Origin of the sequence: Roseomonas nitratireducens, from assembly GCF_017813355.1 — a bacterium.
GTDB lineage: Bacteria > Pseudomonadota > Alphaproteobacteria > Acetobacterales > Acetobacteraceae > Neoroseomonas > Neoroseomonas nitratireducens.
In genome coordinates this window covers 163181-187834 of sequence record NZ_JAGIYZ010000006.1, presented here as the reverse complement: position 1 = coordinate 187834, position 24654 = coordinate 163181, and the positions used below count along the sequence as shown (strand labels likewise).

The 24654-nt window shown below is 71.5% G+C and carries 23 protein-coding genes; 11 read left to right on the top strand and 12 right to left on the bottom strand.

Annotation, left to right across the window (positions count from 1 at the left end):
• Window positions 1–64 precede the first annotated feature (64 nt).
• Window positions 65–1078 (top strand): glycosyltransferase family 2 protein, encoded by a 1014-nt coding sequence (locus J5Y09_RS08620; protein WP_209351339.1) that lies wholly within the window; start codon window positions 65–67, stop codon window positions 1076–1078.
• Here J5Y09_RS08620 and J5Y09_RS08615 read toward each other — a convergent pair.
• Window positions 997–2700: a DUF6311 domain-containing protein gene (locus J5Y09_RS08615; RefSeq protein ID WP_209351338.1), complete on the bottom strand. Its 1704-nt coding sequence runs from the start codon at window positions 2698–2700 to the stop codon at window positions 997–999. The genes J5Y09_RS08620 and J5Y09_RS08615 overlap by 82 nt on opposite strands.
• Before the next feature lie 172 nt (window positions 2701–2872).
• Between J5Y09_RS08615 and J5Y09_RS08610 the strand changes: the two genes are divergently transcribed.
• The 9 genes from J5Y09_RS08610 to J5Y09_RS08570 all read left to right on the top strand — a co-directional run bounded on the left by J5Y09_RS08610 (window position 2873) and on the right by J5Y09_RS08570 (window position 11884).
• Window positions 2873–3565, top strand: coding sequence for a sugar transferase (locus J5Y09_RS08610; protein ID WP_209351337.1), 693 nt, complete (start codon window positions 2873–2875; stop codon window positions 3563–3565).
• A 220-nt stretch (window positions 3566–3785) separates the two neighbouring features.
• Entirely contained in the window at window positions 3786–5297 is a 1512-nt protein-coding gene (locus tag J5Y09_RS08605; RefSeq protein WP_209351336.1) for a flippase, read from the top strand.
• Complete coding sequence (locus tag J5Y09_RS08600; protein ID WP_209351335.1) at window positions 5294–6370, top strand: glycosyltransferase family 4 protein; 1077 nt, start codon at window positions 5294–5296, stop codon at window positions 6368–6370. Before J5Y09_RS08605 ends, J5Y09_RS08600 begins: the two co-directional genes overlap by 4 nt.
• A complete protein-coding gene (locus J5Y09_RS08595) occupies window positions 6367–7467 on the top strand; it encodes a glycosyltransferase (RefSeq protein ID WP_209351334.1) in 1101 nt (366 codons plus the stop codon). Before J5Y09_RS08600 ends, J5Y09_RS08595 begins: the two co-directional genes overlap by 4 nt.
• Window positions 7464–8339 (top strand): glycosyltransferase family A protein, encoded by an 876-nt coding sequence (locus J5Y09_RS08590; protein ID WP_209351333.1) that lies wholly within the window; start codon window positions 7464–7466, stop codon window positions 8337–8339. Before J5Y09_RS08595 ends, J5Y09_RS08590 begins: the two co-directional genes overlap by 4 nt.
• The gene (locus J5Y09_RS08585; RefSeq protein ID WP_209351332.1) at window positions 8339–9208 is read left to right on the top strand and encodes a glycosyltransferase family 2 protein; all 870 of its coding nucleotides are present in this window, start codon (window positions 8339–8341) and stop codon (window positions 9206–9208) included. The genes J5Y09_RS08590 and J5Y09_RS08585 overlap by 1 nt, the downstream gene beginning before the upstream one ends.
• Before the next feature lie 70 nt (window positions 9209–9278).
• Window positions 9279–9695, top strand: a complete 417-nt coding sequence (locus J5Y09_RS08580) for a Zn-ribbon domain-containing OB-fold protein (RefSeq protein ID WP_209351331.1) — start codon at window positions 9279–9281, stop codon at window positions 9693–9695.
• 4 nt (window positions 9696–9699) lie between these two features.
• Window positions 9700–10851 carry a thiolase C-terminal domain-containing protein gene (locus tag J5Y09_RS08575; protein WP_209351330.1) on the top strand — a complete coding sequence of 384 codons (1152 nt, stop codon included), beginning with the start codon at window positions 9700–9702 and terminating at the stop codon, window positions 10849–10851.
• A 70-nt stretch (window positions 10852–10921) separates the two neighbouring features.
• Complete coding sequence (locus J5Y09_RS08570; protein WP_209351329.1) at window positions 10922–11884, top strand: tripartite tricarboxylate transporter substrate binding protein; 963 nt, start codon at window positions 10922–10924, stop codon at window positions 11882–11884.
• On the opposite strand, the gene J5Y09_RS08565 is transcribed toward J5Y09_RS08570, so the two are convergent.
• Complete coding sequence (locus tag J5Y09_RS08565; RefSeq protein WP_209351328.1) at window positions 11865–13085, bottom strand: LLM class flavin-dependent oxidoreductase; 1221 nt, start codon at window positions 13083–13085, stop codon at window positions 11865–11867. The genes J5Y09_RS08570 and J5Y09_RS08565 overlap by 20 nt on opposite strands.
• Before the next feature lie 13 nt (window positions 13086–13098).
• Entirely contained in the window at window positions 13099–13806 is a 708-nt protein-coding gene (locus J5Y09_RS08560; RefSeq protein WP_209351327.1) for an NUDIX hydrolase, read from the bottom strand.
• Window positions 13807–13902: 96 nt separating this feature from the next.
• Between J5Y09_RS08560 and J5Y09_RS08555 the strand changes: the two genes are divergently transcribed.
• A complete protein-coding gene (locus tag J5Y09_RS08555) occupies window positions 13903–15441 on the top strand; it encodes an AMP-binding protein (RefSeq protein WP_209351326.1) in 1539 nt (512 codons plus the stop codon).
• On the opposite strand, the gene J5Y09_RS08550 is transcribed toward J5Y09_RS08555, so the two are convergent.
• The 9 genes from J5Y09_RS08550 to J5Y09_RS08510 form a co-directional block, all read right to left on the bottom strand.
• Window positions 15428–16396 (bottom strand): Bug family tripartite tricarboxylate transporter substrate binding protein, encoded by a 969-nt coding sequence (locus tag J5Y09_RS08550; protein ID WP_209351325.1) that lies wholly within the window; start codon window positions 16394–16396, stop codon window positions 15428–15430. The two genes, J5Y09_RS08555 and J5Y09_RS08550, sit on opposite strands and share 14 nt — an antisense overlap.
• 31 nt (window positions 16397–16427) lie before the next feature.
• Window positions 16428–17588: an acyl-CoA dehydrogenase family protein gene (locus J5Y09_RS08545; RefSeq protein ID WP_209351324.1), complete on the bottom strand. Its 1161-nt coding sequence runs from the start codon at window positions 17586–17588 to the stop codon at window positions 16428–16430.
• Between the two features lie 31 nt (window positions 17589–17619).
• Window positions 17620–18753, bottom strand: a complete 1134-nt coding sequence (locus tag J5Y09_RS08540; protein WP_209351323.1) for a CaiB/BaiF CoA transferase family protein — start codon at window positions 18751–18753, stop codon at window positions 17620–17622.
• 3 nt (window positions 18754–18756) lie between these two features.
• Complete coding sequence (locus tag J5Y09_RS08535) at window positions 18757–19497, bottom strand: enoyl-CoA hydratase/isomerase family protein (protein WP_209351322.1); 741 nt, start codon at window positions 19495–19497, stop codon at window positions 18757–18759.
• A gap of 31 nt (window positions 19498–19528) precedes the next feature.
• Entirely contained in the window at window positions 19529–20401 is an 873-nt protein-coding gene (locus J5Y09_RS08530; RefSeq protein WP_209351321.1) for an MBL fold metallo-hydrolase, read from the bottom strand.
• A complete protein-coding gene (locus J5Y09_RS08525) occupies window positions 20398–21618 on the bottom strand; it encodes an MFS transporter (protein WP_209351320.1) in 1221 nt (406 codons plus the stop codon). Before J5Y09_RS08525 ends, J5Y09_RS08530 begins: the two co-directional genes overlap by 4 nt.
• A gap of 64 nt (window positions 21619–21682) precedes the next feature.
• Complete coding sequence (locus J5Y09_RS08520) at window positions 21683–22999, bottom strand: TRAP transporter large permease (protein WP_209351319.1); 1317 nt, start codon at window positions 22997–22999, stop codon at window positions 21683–21685.
• Window positions 23000–23003: 4 nt separating this feature from the next.
• Window positions 23004–23558, bottom strand: coding sequence for a TRAP transporter small permease subunit (locus J5Y09_RS08515; protein ID WP_209351318.1), 555 nt, complete (start codon window positions 23556–23558; stop codon window positions 23004–23006).
• Window positions 23559–23579: 21 nt separating this feature from the next.
• Window positions 23580–24653, bottom strand: coding sequence for a C4-dicarboxylate TRAP transporter substrate-binding protein (locus tag J5Y09_RS08510; protein WP_209351317.1), 1074 nt, complete (start codon window positions 24651–24653; stop codon window positions 23580–23582).
• Window position 24654 lies beyond the last annotated feature (1 nt).

Here is a 24654-nt window from a genome sequence, read left to right as displayed (position 1 = left end):
GCCCGGCATGGTCCTGCGGGGTGATGGGCGGCGCGTGCCGCCCGCGCCCTTCCCGGACCCCGCCATGACCGCCCCCGACGCCCCCGCCCTTTCCGTCGTCGTCCCCGCCTACAACGAGCAGGAGGTGCTGCCGGAATTCCACCGCCGCCTCGCCGCGGCGATGGAGGGCATCGGCCTCGCCTGGGAGGTGGTCTACGTCAACGACGGGTCCCGCGACACGACGCTGGAGGTGATGACCGGGCTGCAGCGGCAGGACCCGCGCGCCGCCGTGCTGAACCTCTCGCGCAACTTCGGCAAGGAGATCGCGCTGACCGCGGGGCTCGACCACGCCCGCGCGACGGAGGCCGTCATCGTCATCGACGCCGACCTGCAGGACCCGCCGGAGGTCATCCCCGCCCTGGTCGCCGCCTGGCGGGAGGGCTTCGACATCGCCTACGCCCAGCGCAACACGCGCGAGGGCGAGACCTGGCTCAAGAAGGCCACGGCGGCCGGCTTCTACCGGGTGATGCAGCGCCTGGGCGGCAAGGTGAAGCTGCCGCAGGACACCGGCGATTTCCGCCTGATGTCCCGCCGCGCCGTCGACGCGCTGCTGAAGCTGCGCGAGCAGCACCGCTTCATGAAGGGGCTCTTCGCCTGGATCGGCTTCCCCGCCACCGCGGTGCGCTACGACCGCGCGCCGCGCGCGGCCGGCGAGACCAAGTGGAACTACTGGAAGCTGTGGAACTTCTCGCTGGAAGGCATCACGAGCTTCACCGTGGCGCCGCTGAAGGTCGCGACCTATGTCGGCTTCGCGATCGCGGTGCTGGCCTCGATCTACCTCTTCACGCTCGTCGTGCGCACGCTGCTCTTCGGCAACCCGGTGGCGGGCTATCCGAGCCTGCTCGCCGTCACGCTGTTCCTCGGCGGGGTGCAGATGATGATGCTCGGCATCATCGGCGAGTATCTCGGGCGCATCTTCAACGAGACGAAGCAGCGCCCGCTCTATTTCGCCGAGCGCTACCTGCCGAGCCGGCAGGCGAGCACCTCGCCCAGCGGGGCGCAGAGCGCGGCGGCCCCGGGCATCGACGCCAACGCCTGATCCCGCGCGCCGGGCAGGACGATCCTGAGTTCCCCCGGGGCGAGCGGCGCGGCGATCGCGGCCGCGTCGTCGCAGCGCGGGCGTTCGCCGCGCCAGCGGGCGACATACATGGTGTTGGCCGTCACGCCGCGCTCGGCGGCCAGGTTCAGCACCTGCAGCTGCCGGCCATGGTCGCCGAGCGTGTCGGGCTTCGGCACGCAAGGCCAGGTGGGGAAGATCGCGACGCTGCGCGCCTCGGCCAGCAGGGCGCGCAGCGGGGTCGCCTCGACCGTCCAGGGCTGGCGCTGACCGGCCCAGGCGGCGAGCGCCGCGCGATTCGGCGCGGCGTCGGCGAATTGCAGCAGGCCGAGCGCGAGCACCGCGACCGGCCCGAAGCGCGGCAGCCGCGCGAGCAGCGCGGCGGCCCCCACCAGCAGCGCCAGCCCCACCGGCCAGAAGAACCGCCCCGAGGCGCGGAACTGCTCGAGGAACCCCGGCGGATCGCCCAGGTCGACCAGCACCGCGCCGCCGGCGCCGACGCGGAAGGACAGCGCGAGCAGCGTCAGCCCGGCCAGCGCCAGGGCCAACCCGGCATGGCGGCGCAGCGCAGAACCCACCGCCCGCGGCGCCGCCGCGACCAGCAGCACGAGGCCCGCCAGCAGCCCGAGCCCGAGCCAGTTGTAGCCTTCCCAGCCGCCATGGCCGGTCGCGTCCACCTCGCGTTCCACCAGCCAGCCGAGGACCAGCGAGCGATAGGGCCAGACGGGCGAGAGCAGGTTCAGGGCGAAGTCGCCATAGCCGCCATCCCCGGTCGCGCCGAGATAGCCGAGCATCGCCATGGTGCCGAACACCGCCGCGACGGTCGCGACCAAGCCCCCCGCGGCGCCGATCCAGCGCCGGTCGCCGCGCAGCAGCAGCGTCGTCGGCACCGCGGCGAGCAGCGCCAGCGCCATCGCCGCGAGATAGGGATGGACCAGCAGCGTGCCGACCGCGAGCCCCGCCGCCCCGGCCCAGCCCGCGACCCCGCCGCCGCGCACCAGCCGCGCATAGGCCCCGAGGGCGAGCAGCAGGCAGAAATGCCCGGTCAGCGCCGCATGCCCGTAGCGGTTGACGAAGGACGGCATGGCGGAGGCCGCCAGCGCCACGCCGATCGCCGGCAGCAGCCGCGTCTCCCCCGCCCCGCGCAGCGCCCAGACGGCGGCGACGGGCTGGAGCGTCCAGGCGATCGCGTACCAGAGCCCGATGCCGTGGAAGCCTTCCGGCAGCAGGGGGAAGGCCGCCTTCAGCAGCAGGGCGAGCAGCGGGATGCCGTCCACGAAGGCGATGTTCACGCCTTCCGGCGGGCGGAGGTTCGCCGCGGTCAGCAGCGGCCAGCGCCAGTCATCGGCCAGGAAGTAGCGCTGCGCGATCGCGTGCTGCGCCGCGTCGCCCTGCGGGGCGAAGGCGCCCCCGGCGCGCGGGACCAGCATCTCGGCCGGGAACAGCGCCAGGGCGAGGCCGGCGCCGAGCAGCAGCGCGAAGCCATAGGACAGGGCGGCGGCGAGCCTGGGCGACAGGGGCTGGATCCTCGGGACGACGGCGGGCGGTTTTGCGGCCGGGCGGACGCCAGGACAAGTGCGGGTTTGCTGCGCCGCCACAATCATGCCGCAACCCGGTCCCACATCCGCCCGCGCCAAGGGCGACAACCCGCGTCAACCGAGGTCCGGCCTCGTTCCCCACGACAGAGAAAAGGGGGGGCGATCCGGCCCGCGGGCCACCTTTGGCCGCAGCCGGCCCCCACCGGCGGCGGTTACCCCCCAGAAGGCCGCTCCGCTCATGTCCAGCGTCCCGGTTGGTCCCCTTCCCCCGCAGAATGCGGCGGTGCGCCTGTTCGGCGGGCGCGTCGCCGCGCCGCGCCTGCTGCCGCTGGCCAAGCGCGCGATGGACATCGCCATAGCCGGGCTGGCGCTGCTGGTCGCCCTGCCCTTCTTCCTGGTCGTCGGCGCGATGGTCCGCGCGGATGGCGGCCCGGCCTTCTACGCCCATCCCCGCGTCGGCCGCGGCGGGCGGATCTTCGGCTGCCTCAAGTTCCGCTCGATGGTCATCGACAGCCAGGCGCGGCTCGAGGCCCTGCTGGCCACCGACCCGGCGGCGCGGGCCGAGTGGGAGCAGACGCGCAAGCTGAAGAACGACCCGCGCATCACGCGCATCGGCCGCTTCCTGCGCGCCACCTCGCTCGACGAGCTGCCGCAGCTGATCAACGTGCTGAAGGGCGAGATGGCGATCGTCGGCCCGCGCCCGGTCACGCAGTCCGAGCTCGACGGCTACTACGGCGCCGCCGCCGCGCATTACCTGTCGGTGCGCCCGGGCATCACCGGCCTGTGGCAGGTGAGCGGCCGGAGCGAGACCTCCTACGACCAGCGCGTCGCGCTCGATGTCGCCTATGTCTCCCAGCCTTCCCTGCTGGCCGACATCCGCATCCTGCTGAAGACGCCGGTCGCCGTCCTGTCGCGCCGCGGCGCGCACTGATCCCTGCGGCCGATTTCATCGTCCTCAGGGATCAGAGTCTCATGGGACCTCAGTCGCCGGGCGCCGCCTCCGGCGGCTTGGCTTTCGCGCCCTGGGCTGGTGCGCCAGGGGCGGCGGGCGGTCTGGGCGCGGTCGCGCATGCGCGCCCCCGGATCGAGGCTTGGCGTCGCTCCGAGGTTCGGCTGATTGCCCCGGCTGCCCCGGCCGCGGGGCTCCTCCGATGACAAGCGCTTCGCCCGAAGGCCCGGAGGACCGGGCCGGCGGGCGCAGGCTCGTCTCCGGCGTGGCGTGGAACGCGCTCGGGCGCGGCGTGCCGCTGCTCCTCGCCCTCGTCCTGACGCCGGTGCTGGTGCACCTGATGGGGACGGATCGCTGGGGCCTGTTCACCTTGGCGCTCGCCATGGTCGGCATCTTCGGCGTCTTCGACCTCGGCCTGGGCATGGCGCTGACGCGCGCGGTCTCCGAACGCATCGGCGAAGGCCGTGGCGCGGAAGCCCCGGCGCTGGTCGGCGCGACGCTGATCGCGCTGCTCGGCCTTTCGGGGGTGATGGCCGGGATCGCCTGGGCGCTGATGCCGCTGCTGATCGGCCGCGTGCTGATCGTCCCCCCGGCGCTGGAGGCCGAGGCGCTGGCCGCCTTCCGCGTCCTGGCGCTCGCCGCGCCGCTGGTGGTGCTGAACGCGGCGCTGTGGGGGGTGCTGGCGGCCTGGCAGCGCTTCCGCGCGGCGAACCTCGTGAACATGCCGGTCAGCGTCTTCTACTACCTGGGGCCGGTGCTCGCGCTGCTGGCCTGGGACAGCCTGGTCGGCGTGATGCTGGCGCTGGTCGCGGTGCGCCTCGTCAGCGGCATCGCCTATGCGTGGCTCGCCTGGAAGGACGTGCCCGGGCTGGGGCTGGCGGCGCCGCGCTTCGCGCTGCTGCGGCCGCTGCTGCGGCAGGGCGGCTGGATGAGCCTGTCCGGCGCGCTGACGCAGGTGCTGCTCTATGCCGACCGCTTCCTGATCGGGGCGCTGATCGGGCTGACCGCGGTCGCCTTCTACGCGACGCCGCTCGACCTCGTCATCCGCATGTGGATCCTGCCGGTGGCGGTGGCGCAGGCGCTGCTGCCGGCCTTCGCGGGCGCCTTCCGCACCGCGCCCGACAAGACCGTGCTGCTGATGCGCCGGGGCGCGCTGATCGTGGCGGGGCTGGTGCTGCCGGCCTGCCTCGTGCTGGTGGCGCTGGCCGAATGGCTGCTGTGGCTCTGGCTCGGCACCGCCTTCGCCGAGGGCGGGGGGATGGTCCTGCGCATCCTGGGCGTGGGCATCTTCTTCTCCTGCCTCGCCTTCGTGCCCGGCACGCTGCTGGATGCGATCGGCCGGCCCGAGGTGACGGCCACCTTCTCGCTGGTCCAGGCCGCGGTCTTCCTGCCGCTGGGCGCGCTGCTGCTGGTGCTGGTCGGAATCGAGGGCGCGGCCGTCGCCTGGGCGCTGCGCGCCGCGGCGGATTGCGCCGGGCGCTTCCTGCTCGCGGCGCGCTTCTATCCGCCGGCGGCGCAGGCCGGGCGCGCGCTGCTGCCCTTCCTGGCCGTGACAGGCGCGGGGCTCGCCGCCATGGTGCCGCTGCCGGGGCATGTCGCGCCGGCGCTGCTGGGCATGGCGACGATGATCGTCGCCGCCGTGCTCGGCTGGCGGCTGGCCCCGGCGGAAGACCGGGCGCGGCTGCTCGGACGGATCGGACGGGCTGGGGCATGAGCGGCATCGCCATCAATGGGCGTTTCCTGACGCAGGGCATGACGGGCGTGCAGCGCTTCGCGACCGAGATCGTCGCCGCCGCCGATGCGTTGGCCGCGCGCGGCGAATGGCCGGCGGCGCGGCTGCTGGCGCCGCAGGGCGCGCGCGAGGCCGGGCTTGTCGCCTTTCGTTCGCAGCCGGTCGGCACGCGCGGCGGCCAGGGCTGGGAGCAATGGGACCTGCCCCGCGCCCTCGGCGGGGATTTCCTCATCAACCTCGGCAACACCGCGCCGCTGCTCGCGGGCGCGCGGCAGGCGGTGGTGATCCACGATGCCGGCGCCTTCGACACCCCCGAATCCTATTCCTTCGCCTTCCGCAGCTGGTACCGGCTGCTGCAGCGCGGCCTGTCCGCGCGCGGGGCAAGGCTGCTGACGGTCTCGGAATTCTCGCGCGGGCGGATCGCGGCGGCCCTCGGCATCGCGCCGGCATCCATCGGCGTGCTGCCCGAAGGCGGGGAGCACATGCTGCGCATCGCGCCCGAGGCCGGCGTGCTGGCGAAGCACGGGCTGGCGCCGGGGCGCTACGCGCTCGTCGTCGGCAATCCGGCGGCGCACAAGAACCTCGCCGTGCTGACCGCGGCGGCGGAGACGCTTGGCGGGCATGGGCTGACGCTGGCCGTGGCGGGGGCGGCGGACCCGGCCGTGTTCCGCGCCGGCGGCGGCGTGGCGGCGGACGCCGCGCGGCTGCTCGGGCGCGTATCGGATGCCGAACTGCGCGCGCTCTACGCCGATGCGCTCTGCCTGGTCTTCCCGTCCCGCTACGAAGGCTTCGGCCTGCCGCCGCTGGAAGCCATGACCTGCGGCTGCCCCGTCGTCGCCGCGCGCGCGGGCGCGGTGCCGGAGGTCTGCGGCGATGCCGCGCTGTGGTTCGACCCGGCGGCGCCGGCGACGCTCGCCGCCGCACTCGACCGGCTGGCCACGGAGGATGGGCTCGCCGCATCGCTGCGCGCGGCGGGGCTGGCGCGCGCGCGGACATTCACCTGGGAACGGGCGGCGCGGGAATTGCTCGCGCAGGTCCGGGAGCGCCTCGCATGAAGGTCGCGATCGTCCATGAATGGCTCGACACCTATGCGGGGTCCGAGCGCGTCGTCGAGCAGCTGATCGCCGAATGGCCGGAGGCGGACCTGTTCGCCGTCTGCGACTTCCTGCCCGAGGCCGAGCGCGGCTTCCTGCGCGGTAAGCCGGTGACCACCAGCTTCATCCAGCGCCTGCCCTTCGCGCGGAAGCATTTCCGGAAATTCCTCGGGCTGATGCCGCTGGCGATCGAGCAGCTGGACCTGTCCGGCTACGACCTAGTGCTGAGTTCCTCCCACGCCGTCGCCAAGGGCGTGCTGACCGGGCCGGGGCAGCTGCATGTCTCCTACGTGCACAGCCCGATGCGCTACGCGTGGGATCTGCAGCACCAGTATCTGCGGGAAGCGGGACTCGAGCGCGGCATCATGGGCGCATATACGCGCTGGCTGCTGCACCGGATGCGCATGTGGGACCGCGCGAGCGCGCTCGGACCCGACGTGCTGATCGGCAACTCCACCTACATCGCCGAGCGCATCCGCAAGGTCTGGCGGCGGGATGCGCTGGTGGTCCATCCGCCCGTCGACGTGGACCGCTTCGCGCTGAAGGCGGAGAAGGAAGGCTTCTACCTCGTCGCCTCCCGCATGGTCCCCTACAAGCGGATCGAGCTGATCGCCGCGGCCTTCGCGCGGATGCCCGACCGCCGGCTGGTCGTGGTGGGCGACGGGCCCAACGCGCCGCGCGTGCGCGAGGCCGCTTCGGGTGCCGCGAACATCGAGCTGCGCGGCCGCGTGTCCAACGAGGAACTGGTGCGCCTGACGCAATCCGCCCGCGCGGCCATCTTCGCGGCCGAGGAGGATTTCGGGATCGCCACCGTCGAAGCGCAGGCCTGCGGCACGCCGGTGATCGCCTTCGGCAAGGGCGGCGCGCGCGACATCGTGCGTGAGGGCGAGACCGGCCTGTTCTTCGCCGAGCAAGCGGCGGAAGCCATCATCGACGCGGTCGGCCGCTTCGAGGCGATGTCCATCGACCCCACCGCCTGCCGCGCCAATGCCGAGCGCTTCGGCCATGCCGCCTTCCGCGCCGCCATGCGCCGCGTGGTGGAGGAGGCACGGGCGTGAGGTTCTCCCTCGTCGTCGCGACCCTCGGGCGGGACCGGGAGATCGCGGAGCTGCTCGACAGCCTGCTTGCCCAGGGGCGGCAGGATTTCGAAGTCATCATCGTCGACCAGAACGAGGATGACCGCGTCGGTCCCGTGGAGGCGGCCTTCGCGGGGCGCCTGCCGCTGCGGCGCATCCGGTCCTCGGTGCGCAACGCCAACCACGCGCGCAACCTCGGGCTGCGCCATGCCCGGGGCGAGATCGTCACCTTCCCCGACGATGACTGCCTCTATCCGGCCGGGGTGCTCGATCGCGTCGATGCCGCCTTCGCGGCCAGCCCCGCGCTGCATGTGCTGACGGGACCGGCGGCCTCCCCCGCAGGCGGGCTGGGCTCGGGGCGCTGGCGGCTGGAAGGCGGGGCGATCGACCTCGCGAATGTCTGGACCAGCGTGATCGAGTTCAACCTGTTTCTCCGCCGCGAGACGGCGATGGCGCTCGGCGGCTTCGACGAGCGGATGGGGCCGGGCACGCCCTTCGGCTCGGCGGAGGGCAACGACCTCGTCTGCCGCGCCATGGCGAAGGAGCTGCATGCGCGCTACGACCCGGACCTGCGCATCATCCATCCCGACAAGCGGCTGACAGATGTCGCGGTGGAGCGTGCCGAGCGCTACGGCCGCGGCCTCGGCTTCGCGCTGCGCCGGCATGGCGCGCCGGCCTCGGCCTGGGTCGCCTTCCTGGTCCGTCCGCTCGGCGGCGTCGCGCTGAGCCTGCTGCGCGGGCGGATGCACGATGCGGGCTACTACTACATGACCTGGCGCGGGCGGATGGCCGGCGCGCTGGCGGCCGAGGCGCGCGCGCCGGCCGTGCTGCCGGCGCTGACGGAGGCAGGCTGATGCGCATCGCCATCGGCATCGCCACCCGCGGCCGCGCGGCCATCCTCGCCGCCGTTCTGCGCGACCTCGAACGGCAGTCCCGCCGCGCCGACCGCGTCATCGTCTGCCACGTGACGGCGGAGGACGTGGCGGGGTGCGACGCCATCCCGGGCATCGAGTTCATCACCGCCCCGGCCGGCCTGCCGCGCCAGCGCAACGCGATCCTGGATGCCGCGGCGGATTGCGACGTCGTGCTGTTCCTCGACGACGATTTCCTCTGCGCGCCCGACTATCTGGCGGTGACGGAAGCGGCCTTCGCCACGCGGCCGGACATGGTGGTCGCGACCGGCACGGTGGTGGCGGATGGCGCGAACGGGCCGGGCTTCTCGGTCGAGGAAGGGGCGGCGCTGCTCGCGGCCGACATCCCGCCCGCGGACCGCATGGCGATGGCGCCGCACTTCAACGGCTATGGCTGCAACATGGCCTTCCGCATGGCGACGGTGCGCGCGCATGGCATCCGCGTCGATGAACGCCTGCCGCTCTATGCCTGGTACGAGGATATCGACGTGACGCGGCAATTGGGCCGGCATGGCGCGATCCTGCGGCTGGCCGGCGCGCGGGGCGTGCATCTGGGGTCGAAGTCGGGGCGCGTGGCGCAGGTGCGGCTCGGCTATTCGCAGGTGGTCAATCCCGTCTATCTCGCGCGCAAGGGGACCTTCCCCTGGAACCACGCCATCCCGAGCGCGGCGCGGCATTGCCTCGCGAACCTCGTGCGCTCGATCCGGCCGGAACCCTGGGCGGACCGATGGGGCCGGTTCCGCGGCAACATGATCGGGCTGTGGGACCTGATCCGCGGCAAGGCTGCGCCGGAGCGCATCCTGGAGCTGTAGCCCGCCCCCCTTCCCCTTCCCGCCGCGCCGGGCGACGATGCCGGCAAGAGAGGAAGGAGGAAGCGCAGAGATGACCCTGGAACCAGGCCGCCCGCGGCCCGAGCCCACGCCCGAGACCAAGCATTTCTGGGACGGCACGAAGGACGGCAAGCTGCTGCTGCAGCGCTGCGGCGATACGGGGAAGGCCTATTTCCCCCCGCGCCCCTTCAGCCCCTACACCGGCACGCGCAACGTCAGCGTGTTCGAGGCGTCCGGCCGCGCGACGCTGCATTCCTACGTCATCCACCATCGCCCCGTGCCCGGCTTCAAGCCGCCCTACGCGATCGCCGTGGTGGAGCTGGAGGAAGGGCCGCGCATGATGACCAACATCATCGACTGCCCGCAGACGCCCGAGGCGCTGCAGCTCGACATGAAGCTCGAGGTCGCCTTCGTGCCGATGGACGATGCCGTCACCCTCCCCCTGTTCCGCCCCGCGAAGGAGGGTTGAGACCATGACGATCAAGCCAGGCGAGATCGCTATCGTCGGCGCGGCCGAGAGCACGCGCATCGGCGCCGTGCCCGAGATGTCGCAGATCATGCTGCATGCCGACGCAGCGCTGAACGCGATGGCGGATGCGGGGCTCAAGCCCTCCGACATCGACGGCTTCGCCTGCGTCGGGCCGATGATGCCGCAGCAGCTGGTGCACTACCTCGGCATCACGCCGAAATGGGTGGACGGCACGGGCGTGGGCGGCTGTTCCTTCATGCTGCATGTCCGCCATGCCGCGGCCGCCATCCATGCGGGCTACTGCAAGACCGTGCTGATCACGCATGGCGAAAGCGGCAAGTCGCGCATCAACGCCACGCCGCGCCCGCCCGAGCCACAGAGCCTGCAGGGCCAGTTCGAGGCGCCCTTCGGCCCGATGGGCCCGCCGACGCTGTTTCCCATTCCCGTGCTGCGCTACATGAAGACCTACGGCGTCACGCATGAGCAGCTGGCCCAGGTCGCGGTCGTGCAGCGCGAATGGGCGGGGAAGAACCCGCGCGCGGCCTTCCGCGACCCGATCACGATCGACGACGTGCTGAACAGCAAGATGATCGCCTATCCGTTCCGGCTGCTGCAATGCTGCCTGGTGACGGATGGCGGCGGCGCGCTGATCCTCACCTCCGCCGACCGGGCGAAGGATTTCCCGCAGAAGCCGGCCTACATCCTGGGCAGCGGCGAATCCGCCGAGACGACGATGGTCAGCCAGATGGAGGACTTCACCTCCAGCCGCGCCTTCCGCGTCGCGGGGCCCGAGGCCTTCCGCATGTCGGGCATCAAGCATGCGGACGTGGACCACCTGATGATCTACGACGCCTTCGCGCATCTGCCGCTCTATGGGCTCGAGGATCTCGGCTTCGTCGGGCGGGGCGAGGCGAAGGACTTCATCTGGGAAGGCAACACGCGCCCGGGCGGCAAGCTGCCGCTCAACACCAATGGCGGCGGGCTGTCCTACACCCACACCGGCATGTACGGCATGTTCGCCCTGCAGGAGAGCGTCCGCCAGGTGCGCGGCATCGCCCCCGCGCAGGTGCCGGACGTGAAGGTCAGCGTCTGCCACGGGGTGGGGGGGATGTTCTCCGCCTCCGGCACCGTGGTGCTGTCGAACGAACGGCCCTGAGCCGCCCTCCGGCCCCGCGCGACGCCGCGCGGGGCCGCCAGAAGGACCCGATACGGGAGGACGACGACGCATGATGAACCGCCGCACATTGCTCGGCGCCGCCGGCGCGCTGCTCGCAGCCCCCGCCGTGGCGCAGTCGGGCTTCCCGACCCGTTCCATCCGCCTGATCGTGCCCTGGCCGCCCGGCGGTTCGACCGACGGGCAGCTGCGCGCGCTGGCCGAGGTCGCGACGCGCCATCTGGGTCAGCCGGTCATCATCGAGAATCGCGGCGGCGCGGCCGGCACCATGGCAGCGCAGATGATGGCGGCGGAACAGCGCGGCGACGGCTACCTCGTCGGCCAGTTGCCGGTGACCGCCTTCCGCTACCCGATGATGTCGAGCCGCCCGACCTGGGATCCGATGCGCGACTTCACCTACATCATCCACCTGACAGGCTACCTGTTCGGCGTGGTGGTGAAGGCGGACAGCCCCTGGCAGACCTGGCAGCAATTCCTCGACTACGCGAAGGCGAACCCGGGCAAGGTCGCCTACGGCTCGCCGGGCATCGGCAGCACGCTGCACATCACCATGGAACGCATCGGCGCCGAGCGCGGCATCGAGTTCCTGCATGTGCCCTTCCGCGGCGGCGCGGACAACGCGCAGTCGCTGCTCTCGGGCCAGACCCAGGCGATGGCGGACAGCACGTCATGGGCGCCGCTGGTCGATGGCGGGCAGTTCCGGCTGCTGGTCACCTGGGGCGCCGAACGGGCGAAGCGCTACCCCAACGTGCCGACGCTGCGGGAGACGGGCATCGACATCGTCTCGGCCTCCCCCTACGGCCTCGCCGGCCCGAAGGGGATCGACCCGGGGATCGTCCGCGTGCTGCACGACGCCTTCAAGGCCGCGCTGCACGACCCGGCGCATCTCGCCGTGCTGGAACGCTTCGACATGCCGGTCGTCTACATGAACAGCGACGACTACCGTTCCGCCGTCCAGCGCACGATCGAGGAGGAAGGGGCGGTGATCCGCCGCCTCAATCTCCGCCTGAACTAGATGGCACCTCGACCTTCCCGGTGTGGAGCTTGAGGCGCGAGAATTCCGGCGCCTCCTGCCCCGCATCGCGGAAGGCCTGCTTCAGCGCCGCCATGTTGGGCGCGAAGATGCTCTCCCGGTTCGCGCTGACCCATTCGCGCGACGCCGCCGGCATGGCGAGCGAACCCTGGAAGCGCGGCATGACCCAGCGGGCGAACAATTCGAAGGACCGCCAGGTCGCTTCCCGGTCCGCCCATTCATGCGCGCGGAACAGGATGCCGCCCGTCCCGCCTTCGGTGTAGGCGAGCAGCCGCTCGATCCCCGCCGCGACCGTCTCGGGCGAACCGACCAGCGTCGAGCCCTGCGCGAGACCGTCGCGCAGCGGATCCTCCGAGCGCATCGGCGGGCGGCCGAGCGTCTCGCTGAAATAGGTCAGCGTCTCCAGCGTCTCCCCGTGCCGGACGTCGCGCAGCGCGGTCTCGTCATCCACCGCGCAATGCAGGTTGACCACGAGCCGCCAGTTGCGCCGGTCCATCCGCTTGCCATGCTTCGCGGCTTCCGCTTCCGCCATGCGCCACTGCTCGGCGAGCGACTTCGGCCCGCCCGGCAGCCCGGCGCCGAGCGAGAGCAGCCCGAGCCCGTGCTTGGCCGCCGCCAGCGCGCCCGATGGCGTGGTGGAGGACGCGACGGAGATCGGGAAGCAGGGGTCCGAATAGGGGGCGAGGTGCAGCCGCGCCTCGCGCAGCGTGAACCAGTCCGTCTCCATCGTGACCGGCTCCTCGCAGGCCAGCAGACGGGTGATGGCGGTCAGCGCCTCATCCATCCGGCGGCGCTGATGCGCCGCGTCGATGCCCATCATGTAGGCGTCGGAGACGAGCGCGCCGGGCCCGCAGCCCAGCATGACGCGCCCGCGCGTCATGTGGTCCAGCTGCACGAAGCGCTGCGCGACCAGCAGTGGGTGGTGGTAGGGCAGGCTCGTCACGCCGGAGCCGAGGCGGATGTGCTTCGTGCGTTCCGCGACGGCGCCGATGATGATCTCCGGGCTCGCGATCGTCTCCCACCCCGCGGAATGGTGCTCGCCGATCCAGGCCTCGTCGTAGCCGAGCTCGTCGAGCCACTCGATCAGCTTCATGTCGCGCTCGATCGCGAGCGTCGGATTGTCCCCCACGCGGTGGAAGGGGGCGAGGAAGATGCCGAAGCGCAGGCGGCGCGGTGCGGTCATGGGGCGGTCCTCATCACATCGACGGCGGATCGCCCGCCAGGAATTCCTCCCCGCCATAGCCGGCGGCGGCGGGGATGCGCAGGATGCGGCCTTCGGGCGCCATGCGCATCTCCGGCATCACGGTCACCACGGGCGTGGCGCGCGCGGCGGCGAAGGCATCCGCCACGCTGTCGTGGCGGGCCAGCTTCAGCAGGTTCATCCGCGTCGGGAAGACGATCTTGCGGCTGCCATCCTCGGCCGCGGCGAGCGCGTCGCGCGGCCGGATCCAGACGCTGTCCACCGCTTCATGCCCGTCATGCAGCGCGTCCTGGTCGGCCGGCGCGGCGGCGAGGAAGAAATGCGTGTCGAAGCGCTTCGGCACGGGGATGGGCGTGATCCAATGGGCGAAATGCGCCATCGCCTCGATATCCGGCACAAGCGCGCGCGCGGCGAGCATGGCGGCGAATTCGCCTTCGGCCGGCGGCGGCGCGCCGGGGCGGGCGAGCAGCACGCCGCATTCCTCCCAGGTCTCGCGCACGGCGGCGACGCGGAAGGCCGCCTGGTCGTCGCCGCCGGCGATCACCGCATCGGCGGGCTCCACGCGGCCGCCGGGAAAGACCAGCGCGCCGGAGGCGAAGTCGATCTGGTGGTGCCGCACCACCATGAAGACTTCCATGCCCGCCGCGCCGTCGCGCAGCAGCAGCACGGTGGAGGCGGGTCGGGCGGGGGCGGGTTCGGCCATGGCGCCATTGCAGCGCGCCCGCCCGCCGCCCGCAAGGCGCGTTGACGCGGCGGGAGCGCCACAGCAGGCTTGCGCCAAGCACAGGGGAGGAAGCGGATGGACCGGCTCGCGCGCTGGGCGCGGGAACAGCCCGGCAAGGTCGCGGCGCATTTCCCGGACCTCGGCATCGAGGTGACCTACGCGGCGCTCGATGCGCGCGCCAACCGCATGGCGCAGTGGCTGGTGGCGCAGGGCCTCGCCCCTGGCGACGGCATCGCGCTGCTGATGGACAACCGGCCGGAGTTCTTCGAGATCGCCTTCGCCTGCCGGCGGGCGGGGCTCTACTACACGCCGCTGTCGGTGCATCTGCGGCCGCAGGAAGTGGCCTACATGCTGGGCGACGCGGCGGCGCGGCTCGTCATCGTCTCGCCCGGGCTCGCCGACCTCGCGGCGACGCTGCTGCGCGAAGGGGCCTTCGGGGATGTGCCGCGCTTCGCCGCGGGCGAAGGGCTGCCGGGCTATGCGCGGCTGGAGGATGGGCTCGCCGCCTTCCCCGCGCCGGCCGAATTGCCGCCGCGCCCCGTGGGGCGGGAGTTCCTCTATTCCTCCGGCACCACCGGCCTGCCCAAGGGCATCAAGCGGCCCATGCTGCCCTGGGAACAGCGCGAGGCGCCGGAATGGGACATGACTTGGAAGACGCTCTACGGCTTCGACGAGAGCGTCACCTACCTCTCCCCCGCGCCGCTCTATCACGCGGCGCCGCATGGCTATACGCGGCGCGCGCTGATGGAAGGCGGCACGGTCGTGGTGATGGCGAAGTTCGATCCGCTGCGCGCGCTGGAGTTGATCGAGCGCTACCGCGTCACGCACAGCCAATGGGTGCCGACCATGTTCGTGCGCCTGCTCGCGCTGCCCGAGGACCATCGCGCGCGTTTCGACCTTTCCTCGCATCGCTGCGCCATCCACGCCGCGGCCCCCTGCCCCGTCGCGGTCAAGCGGCGGATGATCGAATGGTGGGGTCCGATCGTCTGGGAATACTATGCGGGGTCGGAAAGCGTGGGCACCTGCGTCGTCTCCCCGCAGGACTGGCTGGCGCGCCCGGGCACGGTCGGGCGGCCGGTGAACGGCGTGAAGCTGCACATCTGCGACGATGACGGCAACGAACTGCCGCCGGGCGAGGTCGGCCGCATCTGCTTCGAAGGCGCGCCGCGCTTCGCCTACCACAAGGCGCCGGACAAGACCGAGGCCGCCTACAACCGCCATGGCTGGGCGACGCTGGGCGACCTCGGCCGCGTGGACGAGGATGGCTGGCTGTTCCTGTCGGACCGTCGCGCCGACCTGATCCTGTCGGGCGGCGTCAACATCTACCCGGCGGAGGTGGAGGCCGCGCTCGCGCGCCATCCCGACATCGCCGAGGTCGCCGTGGTCGGCATACCGCACGAGGAATTCGGGGAGCAGGTGCACGCCGTGATCGTCCCGCGCGACCCGCGCGCCGACCAAGCGGCGCTGCGCGCGGGGCTGGAGGCGCTGGCGCGCGAGCATCTCGCCGGCCCCAAGCGCCCCCGCTCTTACGAATTCGCCGAGGAGTTGCCGCGCAGCGAGGCGGGCAAACTCCTGCGGCGCATCCTGAAGGAGCGCTACCTCAGCCCGTCCTGAGGCCGAGGCGTTCGACGCGCTGGCGTTCCTGCTCGTAGACCTCGAGCATGTTCCGCGCATAGGCCTCGCTGTCGAGGTATTCGAGCGGCTGGTCGAGCCGCCGCAGCGTCGCGATATGCGCGGGGTCGTGCAGCGCCGCCCTGAAGCCGTCATGCAGCGCGCGGCGGATCGCCGGGTCGAGCCCGGCCGGCGCGACCAGCCCATAGGGCGAGGTCACCGCCATCCCCTGGTAGCCCAGCTCGATCAGCGTCGGCACGGTCGGCCAGCGCGGCGAACGCTCGCGCGACCAGACGTTCAGCATCCGCAGCCGGCCTTCGTCGACCAGCTGGCCGACGCCAGACCCACCCGCGCCGCCCTCGATATGGCCGCCGAGCAGCGCGGGCACCATGTCGCCCTCCCCACGGAAGGGGACATGGACGATGTCCATGCGCTCGCGCTCGGCAAGGTCGACCAGCGTCAGGTGCGGCGTGCCGTTCGCGCCCGTGTTGCCGAGCCGCACCTGGCCCGGCCTGCGCCGCGCATCCGCGATCAGGTCCTGCCAGGTCTGGTAGGGGCCGTCGGCGCGGACGATGACGGCGAACAGGTAGCCCGTCAGGTGGATGATCGGGGTGAAGTCCCTCGTCACGTCGTAGGGCATGCGCTGCATGTGCGGCAGGCGCAGCGCCGGCAGCGTCATCTGCGCCACCAGGTAGCCATCGGGCCGCGCGCGCGCGACCGCCGCGGCACCCAGCGTGCTGCCGGCGCCGGGGCGGTTCTCGACCAGCACGGGCTGGCCGAAATGGCGCGTCGCCGCCTCCGCCAGCGCGCGCATCTGCACATCCGTCGCCCCGCCCGCGGGGAAGGGCACGAGGAGGGTGATAGGCCGGTTCGGAAAGCGCTCCTGCGCCGCGGCGCCGCGCACCATCGGCACGGCGAGGGCTGCGCCGAGCGTGGCGCGGCGGGTGATCCTGTTCATGTGTGTCCTCCCGGTTGACCTTCGGCGCGGTTCAGAGCGCGCGCGCGATGATTTCCTTCATGATCTCGGAACTGCCGCCATAGATGCGCCCGACGCGCGCATCGGCCCAGGCGCGGCCGATCTCGTAGTCGGCCATGTAGCCGTTGCCGCCATGCATCTGCAGGCAGTCGTCGAGCAGCCGGTTCTGCATCTCGGTCCCGAGCAGCTTGGCCATCGCCGCGGTCTCGATCGACAACCCGCCCTGCATGTGGCTGGCCAGGCAATGGTCGACGAAGACGCGGAACATGGTCGCCTGCGCCTTCAGCTCCGCGAGCTTGAAGCGGTTGTGCTGGAAGTCGAACACCGTCTGCCCGAAGGCGCGGCGGTCCTTCGCGTATTCGATCGTCTTCTGCAGCATCGCTTCCATCGACGCCGCGGCGCGGATGGCGATGACGAGCCGTTCCTGGGGAAGGTTGCGGATCAGGTAGGAGAAGCCCGCATTCTCCTCGCCCAGCAGGTTCTCCGCCGGCACGCGCACATCCTCGAAGAACAACTCCGAGGTGTCGGCCGCGTGCAGGCCGATCTTCTCGAGGTTGCGGCCCTTCACGAAGCCCTTGGTGCCTTCCTCGACGCAGATCAGGCTGATGCCCTTCCGCCCCGCGCCAGGATCGGTCTTGCAGACCACGATCACCAGCCCGCAATTCTGGCCGTTGCTGATGAAGGTCTTGGCGCCGTTGATGATCCAGTCCGACCCGTCGCGGCGCGCATGGGTCTTCACCGCCTTGAGGTCGGACCCCATGCCGGGTTCCGTCATGGCGATGGCGGTGATGATCTCACCCGCCGCCATCCGCGGCAGCCATTCGCGCTTGCGGGCCGGGGTCGCGAATTCCTCGATGTAGGGCACGACGATGTCGGAATGCAGCGGGAAGCCGACGCCGGTCGCGTTCGCCCGGCCGATCTCCTCGGTGATGACGGCGGAGTAGCCGAAATCGGCACCGGCGCCGCCCCATTCCTCGGCCATCATCGGGCAGAGCAGGCCTTCCGCGCCCGCCTTGCGCCAAAGTTCCCGCGGCACGATGCCGGCGCGTTCCCAGTCGCGGTGGAAGGGGACGATCTCGCGGTCGAAGAAGCGCCGGACCTGGGTGCGGAAGATCTCGTGCTCGGCGGTTAAGACCGTGCGCGCGGCACCCGGCAGGGGGGCGTTCGTGTCCATAGGGCGGTTCCTCGACTTTGTTGCGTCGAGCCTAGACCGCGGCGCCCCCCGGTTCCAGCAGTGCGGCGATCTCGTCGGGCGCGAAACCCCAGTCGGCCAGCGCCGCCGCGCCATCTGCGCCGCGCCTGGGCGCAGGGGCGGGTTCGGCCGCGGGCGTGCGGGAGAAGCGCGGACTCGGCGCCGGCTGCATCCCGCCGCGGTCGAAGAAGGTGCCGCGCGCGGCGTTGTGCGGGTGGCGCGGCGCTTCCTCGAGGTCGAGCACCGGCGCCACGCAGGCATCCGTGCCCTCGAACACCGCGGCCCAGTGGTCGCGCGGCTGGGAGGCGAAGATCGCGGCGAACCCCGCCTTCATCGCCGGCCAGCGCGCCGGGTCCGTGCGGTCCGCGAAGCGCGACGGATCGAGGCCGAGGCCCTTCAGCAGCAGGGCGAAGAACTGCGGTTCCAGCGCGCCGACCGCGACATACTTCCCGTCCGCGCATTCATAGGTGTCGTAGTAGGGGCAGGCGCCGTCGAGCAGGTTCGCCTCCCGCGCATTGCGCCAGCGCCCTTGCGCGACTTGCCCGAAGAATGCGCCCATCAGCGTGGCCGACCCGTCCGTCATGGCCGCGTCGACCACCTGGCCGCGGCCGCTGCGGGAGGCCTCATGCAGCGCGGCCATGATGCCGAAGGCGAGCAGCATGCCGCCGCCACCGAAATCCCCCACCAGGTTCAGCGGCGGCACCGGCCGCTGCCCCGCGCGCCCCATCGACCAGAGCGCGCCGGTCAGCGCGATGTAGGTGATGTCGTGCCCCGCCGCCGGCGCGAGCGGCCCGTCCTGCCCCCACCCCGTCATGCGGCCGTAGACCAGTCGCGGATTGCGCGCGTGGCAGGCCTCCGGCCCCAGGCCGAGCCGTTCCGTGACGCCGGGGCGGAAGCCTTCCACCAGCACGTCGGCGCGCTCGACCAGGCGCAGCACGGCCGCGACCGCGGCGGGCGACTTCAGGTCCAGCGCCAGGCTTCGCCGCCCACGTCCGAGCACGTCCGCCGAATGCCCGCCCGCCGGGCCTTCGGGGCGGTCGATGCGCAGCACCTCCGCACCCTGGTCGGCCAGCATCATGCAGCAGAAGGGGCCCGGGCCGATGCCGGCGAGTTCGATCACGCGCAGCCCGGCAAGCGGCCCGGGCACGGCTCAGCGCCCCTCGAAGCGCGGCGGGCGCTTCTCGCGGAAGGCGGCCTTGCCCTCGGCGAAGTCGGACGACGCCCGGATCGCGCCCATGCGCTGCATGTGGATCGCCATCTGCTCCGACGGGCCGCGCGGGAGGATCTCCTCCGTCACCATGCGCTTGATCTCGTGCAGCACGAGCGGCGCCATGCCGGAAAGTTCCAGCGCCCACTCCTTCGCCTTCGCCAAGGCCTCCCCTTCGGGCACCACCTCGTTCACCAGCCCGACGCGTTCGGCGCGCGCGGCGTCGATGGTGCGGCACAACAGCATGATCTCCATCGCCACCTTGTGCGGGATGCGGCTGACGAGGCCCGAGATCATCCCGCCGGTCAGGCCGAGCTTCGCCTCCGGATAGTAGAACTTCGCCGTGGCGCCGCAGACCATCAGGTCGCACATCATGGCGAGCACGATCCCGCCGCCGACGCACCAGCCTTCGACCGCGCAGATGACGGGCTTGAGCGGCCGGAAGCCCACGGTCGGCACGGCGCGCCAGAGTTCCGGCGGGTCGGCGACATCGGCGCCGAAGGTGAAGGCGCGCGTGCCGGTGGCCGTCAGGATCGCGACGCGGAGGTCGTCGCGGCCCTCGAATTCCTTCATCGCCGCCTGCACCGCCTCGGCCATCGGCTTGCTGATGGCGTTGCCCTTGGCCGGGTTGTTCAGCGCGACGATGCGGATCGGGCCCTCATCGGTGACGGTCACATGCTCCACGTCGGGTCTTCCTTGTCCTGGACGTCGTTGTTCAGCCGACCGCATCGGCGCGGAAGCCGCTGCCCCAGCGCGAAAGGCGCGCGCGCGAGGGCGAAGGGAAATGCGCGAAGCAGAGCAGCGTCCGCGCCTCGCAGGCGCATTCCAGCACGCGCCGGCGCGTCGCCGCGGCCTGGACGGGGTCGAAGTCGGCACGCATGGACAATTCCGGGTAGCGCGCCTGCAGCGGCGAATGGATCAGGTCGCCGGTGAAAAGGGCTTCCGCATCGCCACGGCCCACGCGCAGCGCGACATGGTGCGGGGTGTGGCCGGGCGTGGGCTCCAGGCGGATGTCGTCCGCGATCGCGTGATCGTCGGCGACCATCTCGGCGCGCCCGGCCTCGACCACCGGCAGGACGGAATCGGCGAAGGGCGGCACCGGGGCCTTCGCGTTCTCGGCGTTCCAATGGGCGAATTCCTGCGCCGAGAAGACGTAGCGCGCCTTGGGGAAGGTCGGCACCCAGCGGCCGTTCTCGAGCCGCGTGTTCCAGCCGACATGGTCGACATGCATGTGGGTGCACATGACGATGTCGATGTCCTCCACCCGCAGGCCGAGTGCCCCGAGCCCGCGCATGTAGGATTCGCCCCGCAGCCGGTTCCAGAAGGGATGCGCGGGCCGGTCCTTGTCGTTGCCGACGCAGGTATCGACCAGGATGGTGTGGTGGCGCGTCCGCACCACCCAGGACTGGATGGCGAGCACCAACTTGCCCGTGGCGAGGTCGAGCGCCGAGGGCGCGAGCCAGTCGCGGTTCTCCTCCAGCAATTCCTTCGTCAGCGTCGGGAAGAAGGTGAGCGGGTCGAAGAGCGGCGCCTCCTGTTCCACGATCCGTTGGATGGTAACGTCGCCGAGCGCGAAGCCGTCGGTCATCGATTTTCCTCCTCCCCTGGTTCGCCGCGCGGCGCGGCGCGCAGCAGCACGATCCCCACCACCAGCGCCGGCAGGCCGCAGGCGGCGAAGCCCCAGCCATGCCGGCCGGTCGCCACCAGCACGCCGGCGTAGCAGAGCGGCAGCAGCAGCCCGCCCAATTGGCCGAAGGACAGCACGCCGCCCGTCGCCGAGCCCGCCCTGCCCTTCGGCGCCAACCGTGCCGCTTCCGACAGCAGCACCCCGTGCCAGGACATCGCCGTCGCGCTCAGCACCGTCGCCACCACGCCGATCAGCACCAGCGACCAGGATTCACCGAGCAGCCCCATCGCCGCGCTGCCCCCGGCCATGCCGAGCGCGAGCCAGGACATGACAAGCCCGGGATCCACCCGCCCGCTGCCCAGCCAGCCCCAGAAGATGCGCCCCGGCACGGCGATGACCATGGCGACCGAGAAGACCAGCCCCGCGGCCGCGAGCCCGTGGCCGAGTTCCGTCAGCGCCACCACGAAATAGGAGGTGAAGACCGTCTGCAGCCCGTTGAAGGCGAAGCAGGCGAAGGCGAGCCGGCGCAGCGGCGCGGCCTGCAGCACCGCGGCGACGGTGGTGTGGAAATCCGACAGGTGGAAGGCCTGGCCCGGCACGCGGTCCGCGTCGAACTCCGCGCGCAGCGGTTCCAGCATGACGGCGAAGACGATGCAGCCGGCGGCCGCGATCAGCAGCGCCCCGCGCCATCCCGTCAGGCCGGTCAGCCACGGCCCCAGGATGCCCGCCACCAGCAGGCCCGCCGGCACCGCCGTCTGCTTGATGGAAAAGACGAGCGGCGCCTGGCGGGGCGGGGAATAGCGACCGAGCAGGTGAGAGCTCGCCGGCGTGGACATCGCCGCGGCCCCGCCGCCGATCACGGCCGACACCAGGAACAGCAGCAGCGGCCCTGTGGTCGCCACCGCCAGCCCGACACCGAGCAGCACCAGCGCGACCTGGCTCATGCGCATCGCGCCGTAGCGCAGGATGAAGGACCCGCAGCCGAGTTGGAACAGCAGCGCCGACAAGGCCGCCGCGCCGACATAGACGCCGAGCCAGGCGGGATCGAGCGCCAGGTCGTCGAGGATGGCCGGCGCGATGATCGGCGGCAGCGACCGCCCCAGCGTCGCGAAGGCCTGCTGGACGAACATCGCCACGAGCACGATCAGCAGCAGCTTCGTCGTTCGGTCGGCGCGCATCCCATCCCGTCGCGGCATCGGTGGCCGCGACGATAGGCCCGGCAATGCCCAGCTGCGAAGCCCCCTACCGGACCAGGGCGGTCGCGAGGTCCGGTACCATGGCGATGAGCAGCAGGGCGATCCCCATCACGACCACGAAGGGCAGCGCGCCGGCGAAGACCGTCTCGATCGACACGCGCGGGTCCGCGAGCGTCGCCTTCACGGTGAAGACGGAGATGCCGAAGGGCGGCGTCAGCAGCCCCATTTCCACCGCGATGATGACCACGATGCCGAAATGGATCAGGTCGAAGCCCATCGCCTGCGCGATCGGCACGCCGATCGGCACCATGATGAGCAGGATCGAGGTGGAATCGAGGATCATCCCCATCAGCAGGATGATGACGACGAAGGCCGCGAGGAAACCGTACGGGCCGAGGCCGAGATGCTCGACCATGTCGCCGATCGCCTGCGGCACGCCGGCCATGGCGAGCATGCGCGAATACAGGCCGGCGGCGATCAGCAGGAACAGGATGGCCGCGGAAACCAGCCCCGTTTCCTTCAGCACGCGCCAGAACTGCCCCAGGCTGAGTTGCCGGCGCGCCAGCGCGATGACGAGCGCGCCCGCCGCACCGACCGCGCCCGCCTCGGTCGGCGTGAAGAAGCCGGTGTAGAGCCCGCCGAGGATGAGCGCGACCAGCGCCATGATCGGCACCGACTTGGCCGCCATCTCGGACGCCGGCATGACGCGTTCCGTCACCGCGACGGGCGCGTCCGCCGCCATGATCCGGTGCGGGAAGAAGGTGGCGTAGCCCCAGATCATCGCCGCGAAGCCGAAGGCGATGATGATGCCCGGGATAACGCCCGCGATGAACATCGCGCCGATCGAGACCTCGGCCAGCACGCCATAGACGATCATCAGCAGCGAGGGCGGGATCAGCATTCCCAGGATCGAGGACCCCGCCACGGTGCCGGTCGCGAAGCGCATCGTGTAGCCGTGACGCACCATTTCCGGCACCGCGACCTTGGTGAAGACCGCGGCGGAGGCGATCGACACGCCGGTGACCGCGGCGAAGACGGCGTTGGCACCGACCGTCGCCATGCCGAGGCCGCCGCGCACGCGGTGCAGCAGCGCCTGCGCGACCTCGAAGGTGTCCCGCCCGACATTCGATATGCTGACGAGCAGGCCCATCAGCACGAACAGCGGGATGGTCGCGAACAGGTAGTCCTGGATGCCCGAATAGGTCGCCATCGCGGTGAAGCGGAAGGCGAGGTCGGGGTTCTCCCGGATCAGCCAGACGCCGACCGCGCCGGTCGAGATCAAGGTGATGCCGATCGGCAGGCCCATGATGATCAGCGCCACCATCACGCCGATCAGCGTGAAGCCGAGAGTCACGTCTTCCATGGCCTCAGCCCTTCGCCGCGCCGGGGCGGCGCATGTCGTGCACGAACAGCGCGAGGTAGGCGATGGCCCCCGCCGCGCTGCCGAGGATGATGAGGGCGCGGAACGGCCATGTCGGCACGGTGAACAGCCCCTGCACGCCGAAGAACTCGCCGCGCGCGAGCGCCGTCTCAAGCCCCGGCCAGGAGGATTGCGCGATGAAGGCCATGACCGCCGCGCCGGCCAGATGGAACAGCATCTCGATAACGCGGCCAAGGCCCGGCATGTGCGTGGCGATGCGCGCGATCAGGAAGTCCGCGCGCGTCATGCGGCGATGGTGGATCGTCGCGCCGATCTGCAGGAAGACAATCGCCACCACCGAATGCGCGGCGATCTCCGCCACGCCGGTGATCGGGGCGTTGAGGAAGGAGCGCCCGATCACGTCCGCGCAGATCAGCAGCATCAGCCCGAAGGTCCAGATGGTGCCGATGGCGGCGAGCCCGTCCAGCACCATCCGCACCGGGTCGAAGGGTTGCGGCGCCTGCGCGGCGTCGAGCGCCGCCATGTCGATGTCGTCAGCCATGGCGGCGTCCCTTTCGGCGGGTCAGGCGGTGACTTCGCGGTCCCAGTTGCGCCCCGGCGTCTGGCCGGCGGCGCGGATCGCCGCGAAATAGGCCGTCAGCACATCGCGCGAGGCCGGGCCCGAGCTGTCGACCCAGGTGCGGGCGATGTTCGGCAGGCCGCGGATCCAGCGCTCGCGCTCGGCCGCCGGCAGGGTTGTGACGATCGCGCCCTTCTGCACCATCTCGGCCTCGCTCGCCGCGACGCGGGCGGAGACGTCCTCGATGTGCTTCTGGGTGGAGATCTTGCCCGCGGCGACGAGCGCGGCGCGCACCGGTTCGGGGTAGCGGCCGAAGCGCTGGCGGTTCACCGCGATGCCGCCGACATACATCGCGCCGACGTCGCACTTCGTGATGTACTTCGCGACCTCGTAGACGCGGGTCGGCAAGATGCCGACGAAGAAGGACAGCGCGCCTTCCGACACGCCGGTCTGGATGTCGGTGTAGTAGGTGGTCAGCGCGCCGTCGACCGGCGTGGCACCCGTGCCCGTCAGCCAGTTGGCACTCGTGCCCGGCGCCGAGATCTTGCGGTTGCGCAGGTCGTCCAGCGTGCGGACCGGGAAGTTCGACCAGATGTGGTAGGTGTCGGTGATGTAGGAGGAGAGCGGGATCATGTTCAGCCCCTCCCAGTTCTGGCGGATCGCGGGGACCGTCTCGTTCAGCCGCTCGAAGGCGTTCGCTACCACGCCGTGGTCGCCGGTCGCGAAGGGCGTGAAGTAGGTGACGTTCTGGAGCGGCATGGTGCTGCCTTCCCAGAGCGTGCCGACGTAGCCGATGTCGGTGATGTTGTCGCGCACCGCCTCCATCGTGTCCTGGAAGCGATACAGCGTCCCGCCATAGGCCTCGCGCCAGTTGATGCGGTGGGTGTTGCCGTTGTCGCGCAGGTGCTTGTCGACCTCCGGCTGGAACACGTTCTTCATGTTCGACACCCAGTAGTTCGCGACCGGGTGGGAGGAGGCGATGGTGACGTTCACCGCCGACTGCGCTTGCGCGGCGCGGATGGCGAAGAGCGGCAGCGCGGAAGCGCCGAACAGCAGGCTGCGACGGGGTGCGTTCATT

Bases quoted from the DNA above. Each gene is read 5' to 3' on its own strand.
- J5Y09_RS08605 (WP_209351336.1), top strand. From the start codon at position 3,786: ATGACAAGCGCTTCGCCCGAAGGCCCGGAGGACCGGGCCGGCGGGCGC.
- J5Y09_RS08615 (WP_209351338.1), bottom strand. From the start codon at position 2,700: ATGATTGTGGCGGCGCAGCAAACCCGCACTTGTCCTGGCGTCCGCCCG.
- J5Y09_RS08530 (WP_209351321.1), bottom strand. From the start codon at position 20,401: ATGACCGACGGCTTCGCGCTCGGCGACGTTACCATCCAACGGATCGTG.
- J5Y09_RS08550 (WP_209351325.1), bottom strand. From the start codon at position 16,396: ATGAACAGGATCACCCGCCGCGCCACGCTCGGCGCAGCCCTCGCCGTG.
- J5Y09_RS08580 (WP_209351331.1), top strand. From the start codon at position 9,279: ATGACCCTGGAACCAGGCCGCCCGCGGCCCGAGCCCACGCCCGAGACC.
- J5Y09_RS08555 (WP_209351326.1), top strand. From the start codon at position 13,903: ATGGACCGGCTCGCGCGCTGGGCGCGGGAACAGCCCGGCAAGGTCGCG.
- J5Y09_RS08565 (WP_209351328.1), bottom strand. From the start codon at position 13,085: ATGACCGCACCGCGCCGCCTGCGCTTCGGCATCTTCCTCGCCCCCTTC.
- J5Y09_RS08515 (WP_209351318.1), bottom strand. From the start codon at position 23,558: ATGGCTGACGACATCGACATGGCGGCGCTCGACGCCGCGCAGGCGCCG.
- J5Y09_RS08620 (WP_209351339.1), top strand. From the start codon at position 65: ATGACCGCCCCCGACGCCCCCGCCCTTTCCGTCGTCGTCCCCGCCTAC.
- J5Y09_RS08520 (WP_209351319.1), bottom strand. From the start codon at position 22,999: ATGGAAGACGTGACTCTCGGCTTCACGCTGATCGGCGTGATGGTGGCG.
- J5Y09_RS08570 (WP_209351329.1), top strand. From the start codon at position 10,922: ATGATGAACCGCCGCACATTGCTCGGCGCCGCCGGCGCGCTGCTCGCA.
- J5Y09_RS08595 (WP_209351334.1), top strand. From the start codon at position 6,367: ATGAAGGTCGCGATCGTCCATGAATGGCTCGACACCTATGCGGGGTCC.
- J5Y09_RS08610 (WP_209351337.1), top strand. From the start codon at position 2,873: ATGTCCAGCGTCCCGGTTGGTCCCCTTCCCCCGCAGAATGCGGCGGTG.
- J5Y09_RS08560 (WP_209351327.1), bottom strand. From the start codon at position 13,806: ATGGCCGAACCCGCCCCCGCCCGACCCGCCTCCACCGTGCTGCTGCTG.
- J5Y09_RS08575 (WP_209351330.1), top strand. From the start codon at position 9,700: ATGACGATCAAGCCAGGCGAGATCGCTATCGTCGGCGCGGCCGAGAGC.
- J5Y09_RS08600 (WP_209351335.1), top strand. From the start codon at position 5,294: ATGAGCGGCATCGCCATCAATGGGCGTTTCCTGACGCAGGGCATGACG.
- J5Y09_RS08525 (WP_209351320.1), bottom strand. From the start codon at position 21,618: ATGCGCGCCGACCGAACGACGAAGCTGCTGCTGATCGTGCTCGTGGCG.
- J5Y09_RS08545 (WP_209351324.1), bottom strand. From the start codon at position 17,588: ATGGACACGAACGCCCCCCTGCCGGGTGCCGCGCGCACGGTCTTAACC.
- J5Y09_RS08510 (WP_209351317.1), bottom strand. From the start codon at position 24,653: ATGAACGCACCCCGTCGCAGCCTGCTGTTCGGCGCTTCCGCGCTGCCG.
- J5Y09_RS08585 (WP_209351332.1), top strand. From the start codon at position 8,339: ATGCGCATCGCCATCGGCATCGCCACCCGCGGCCGCGCGGCCATCCTC.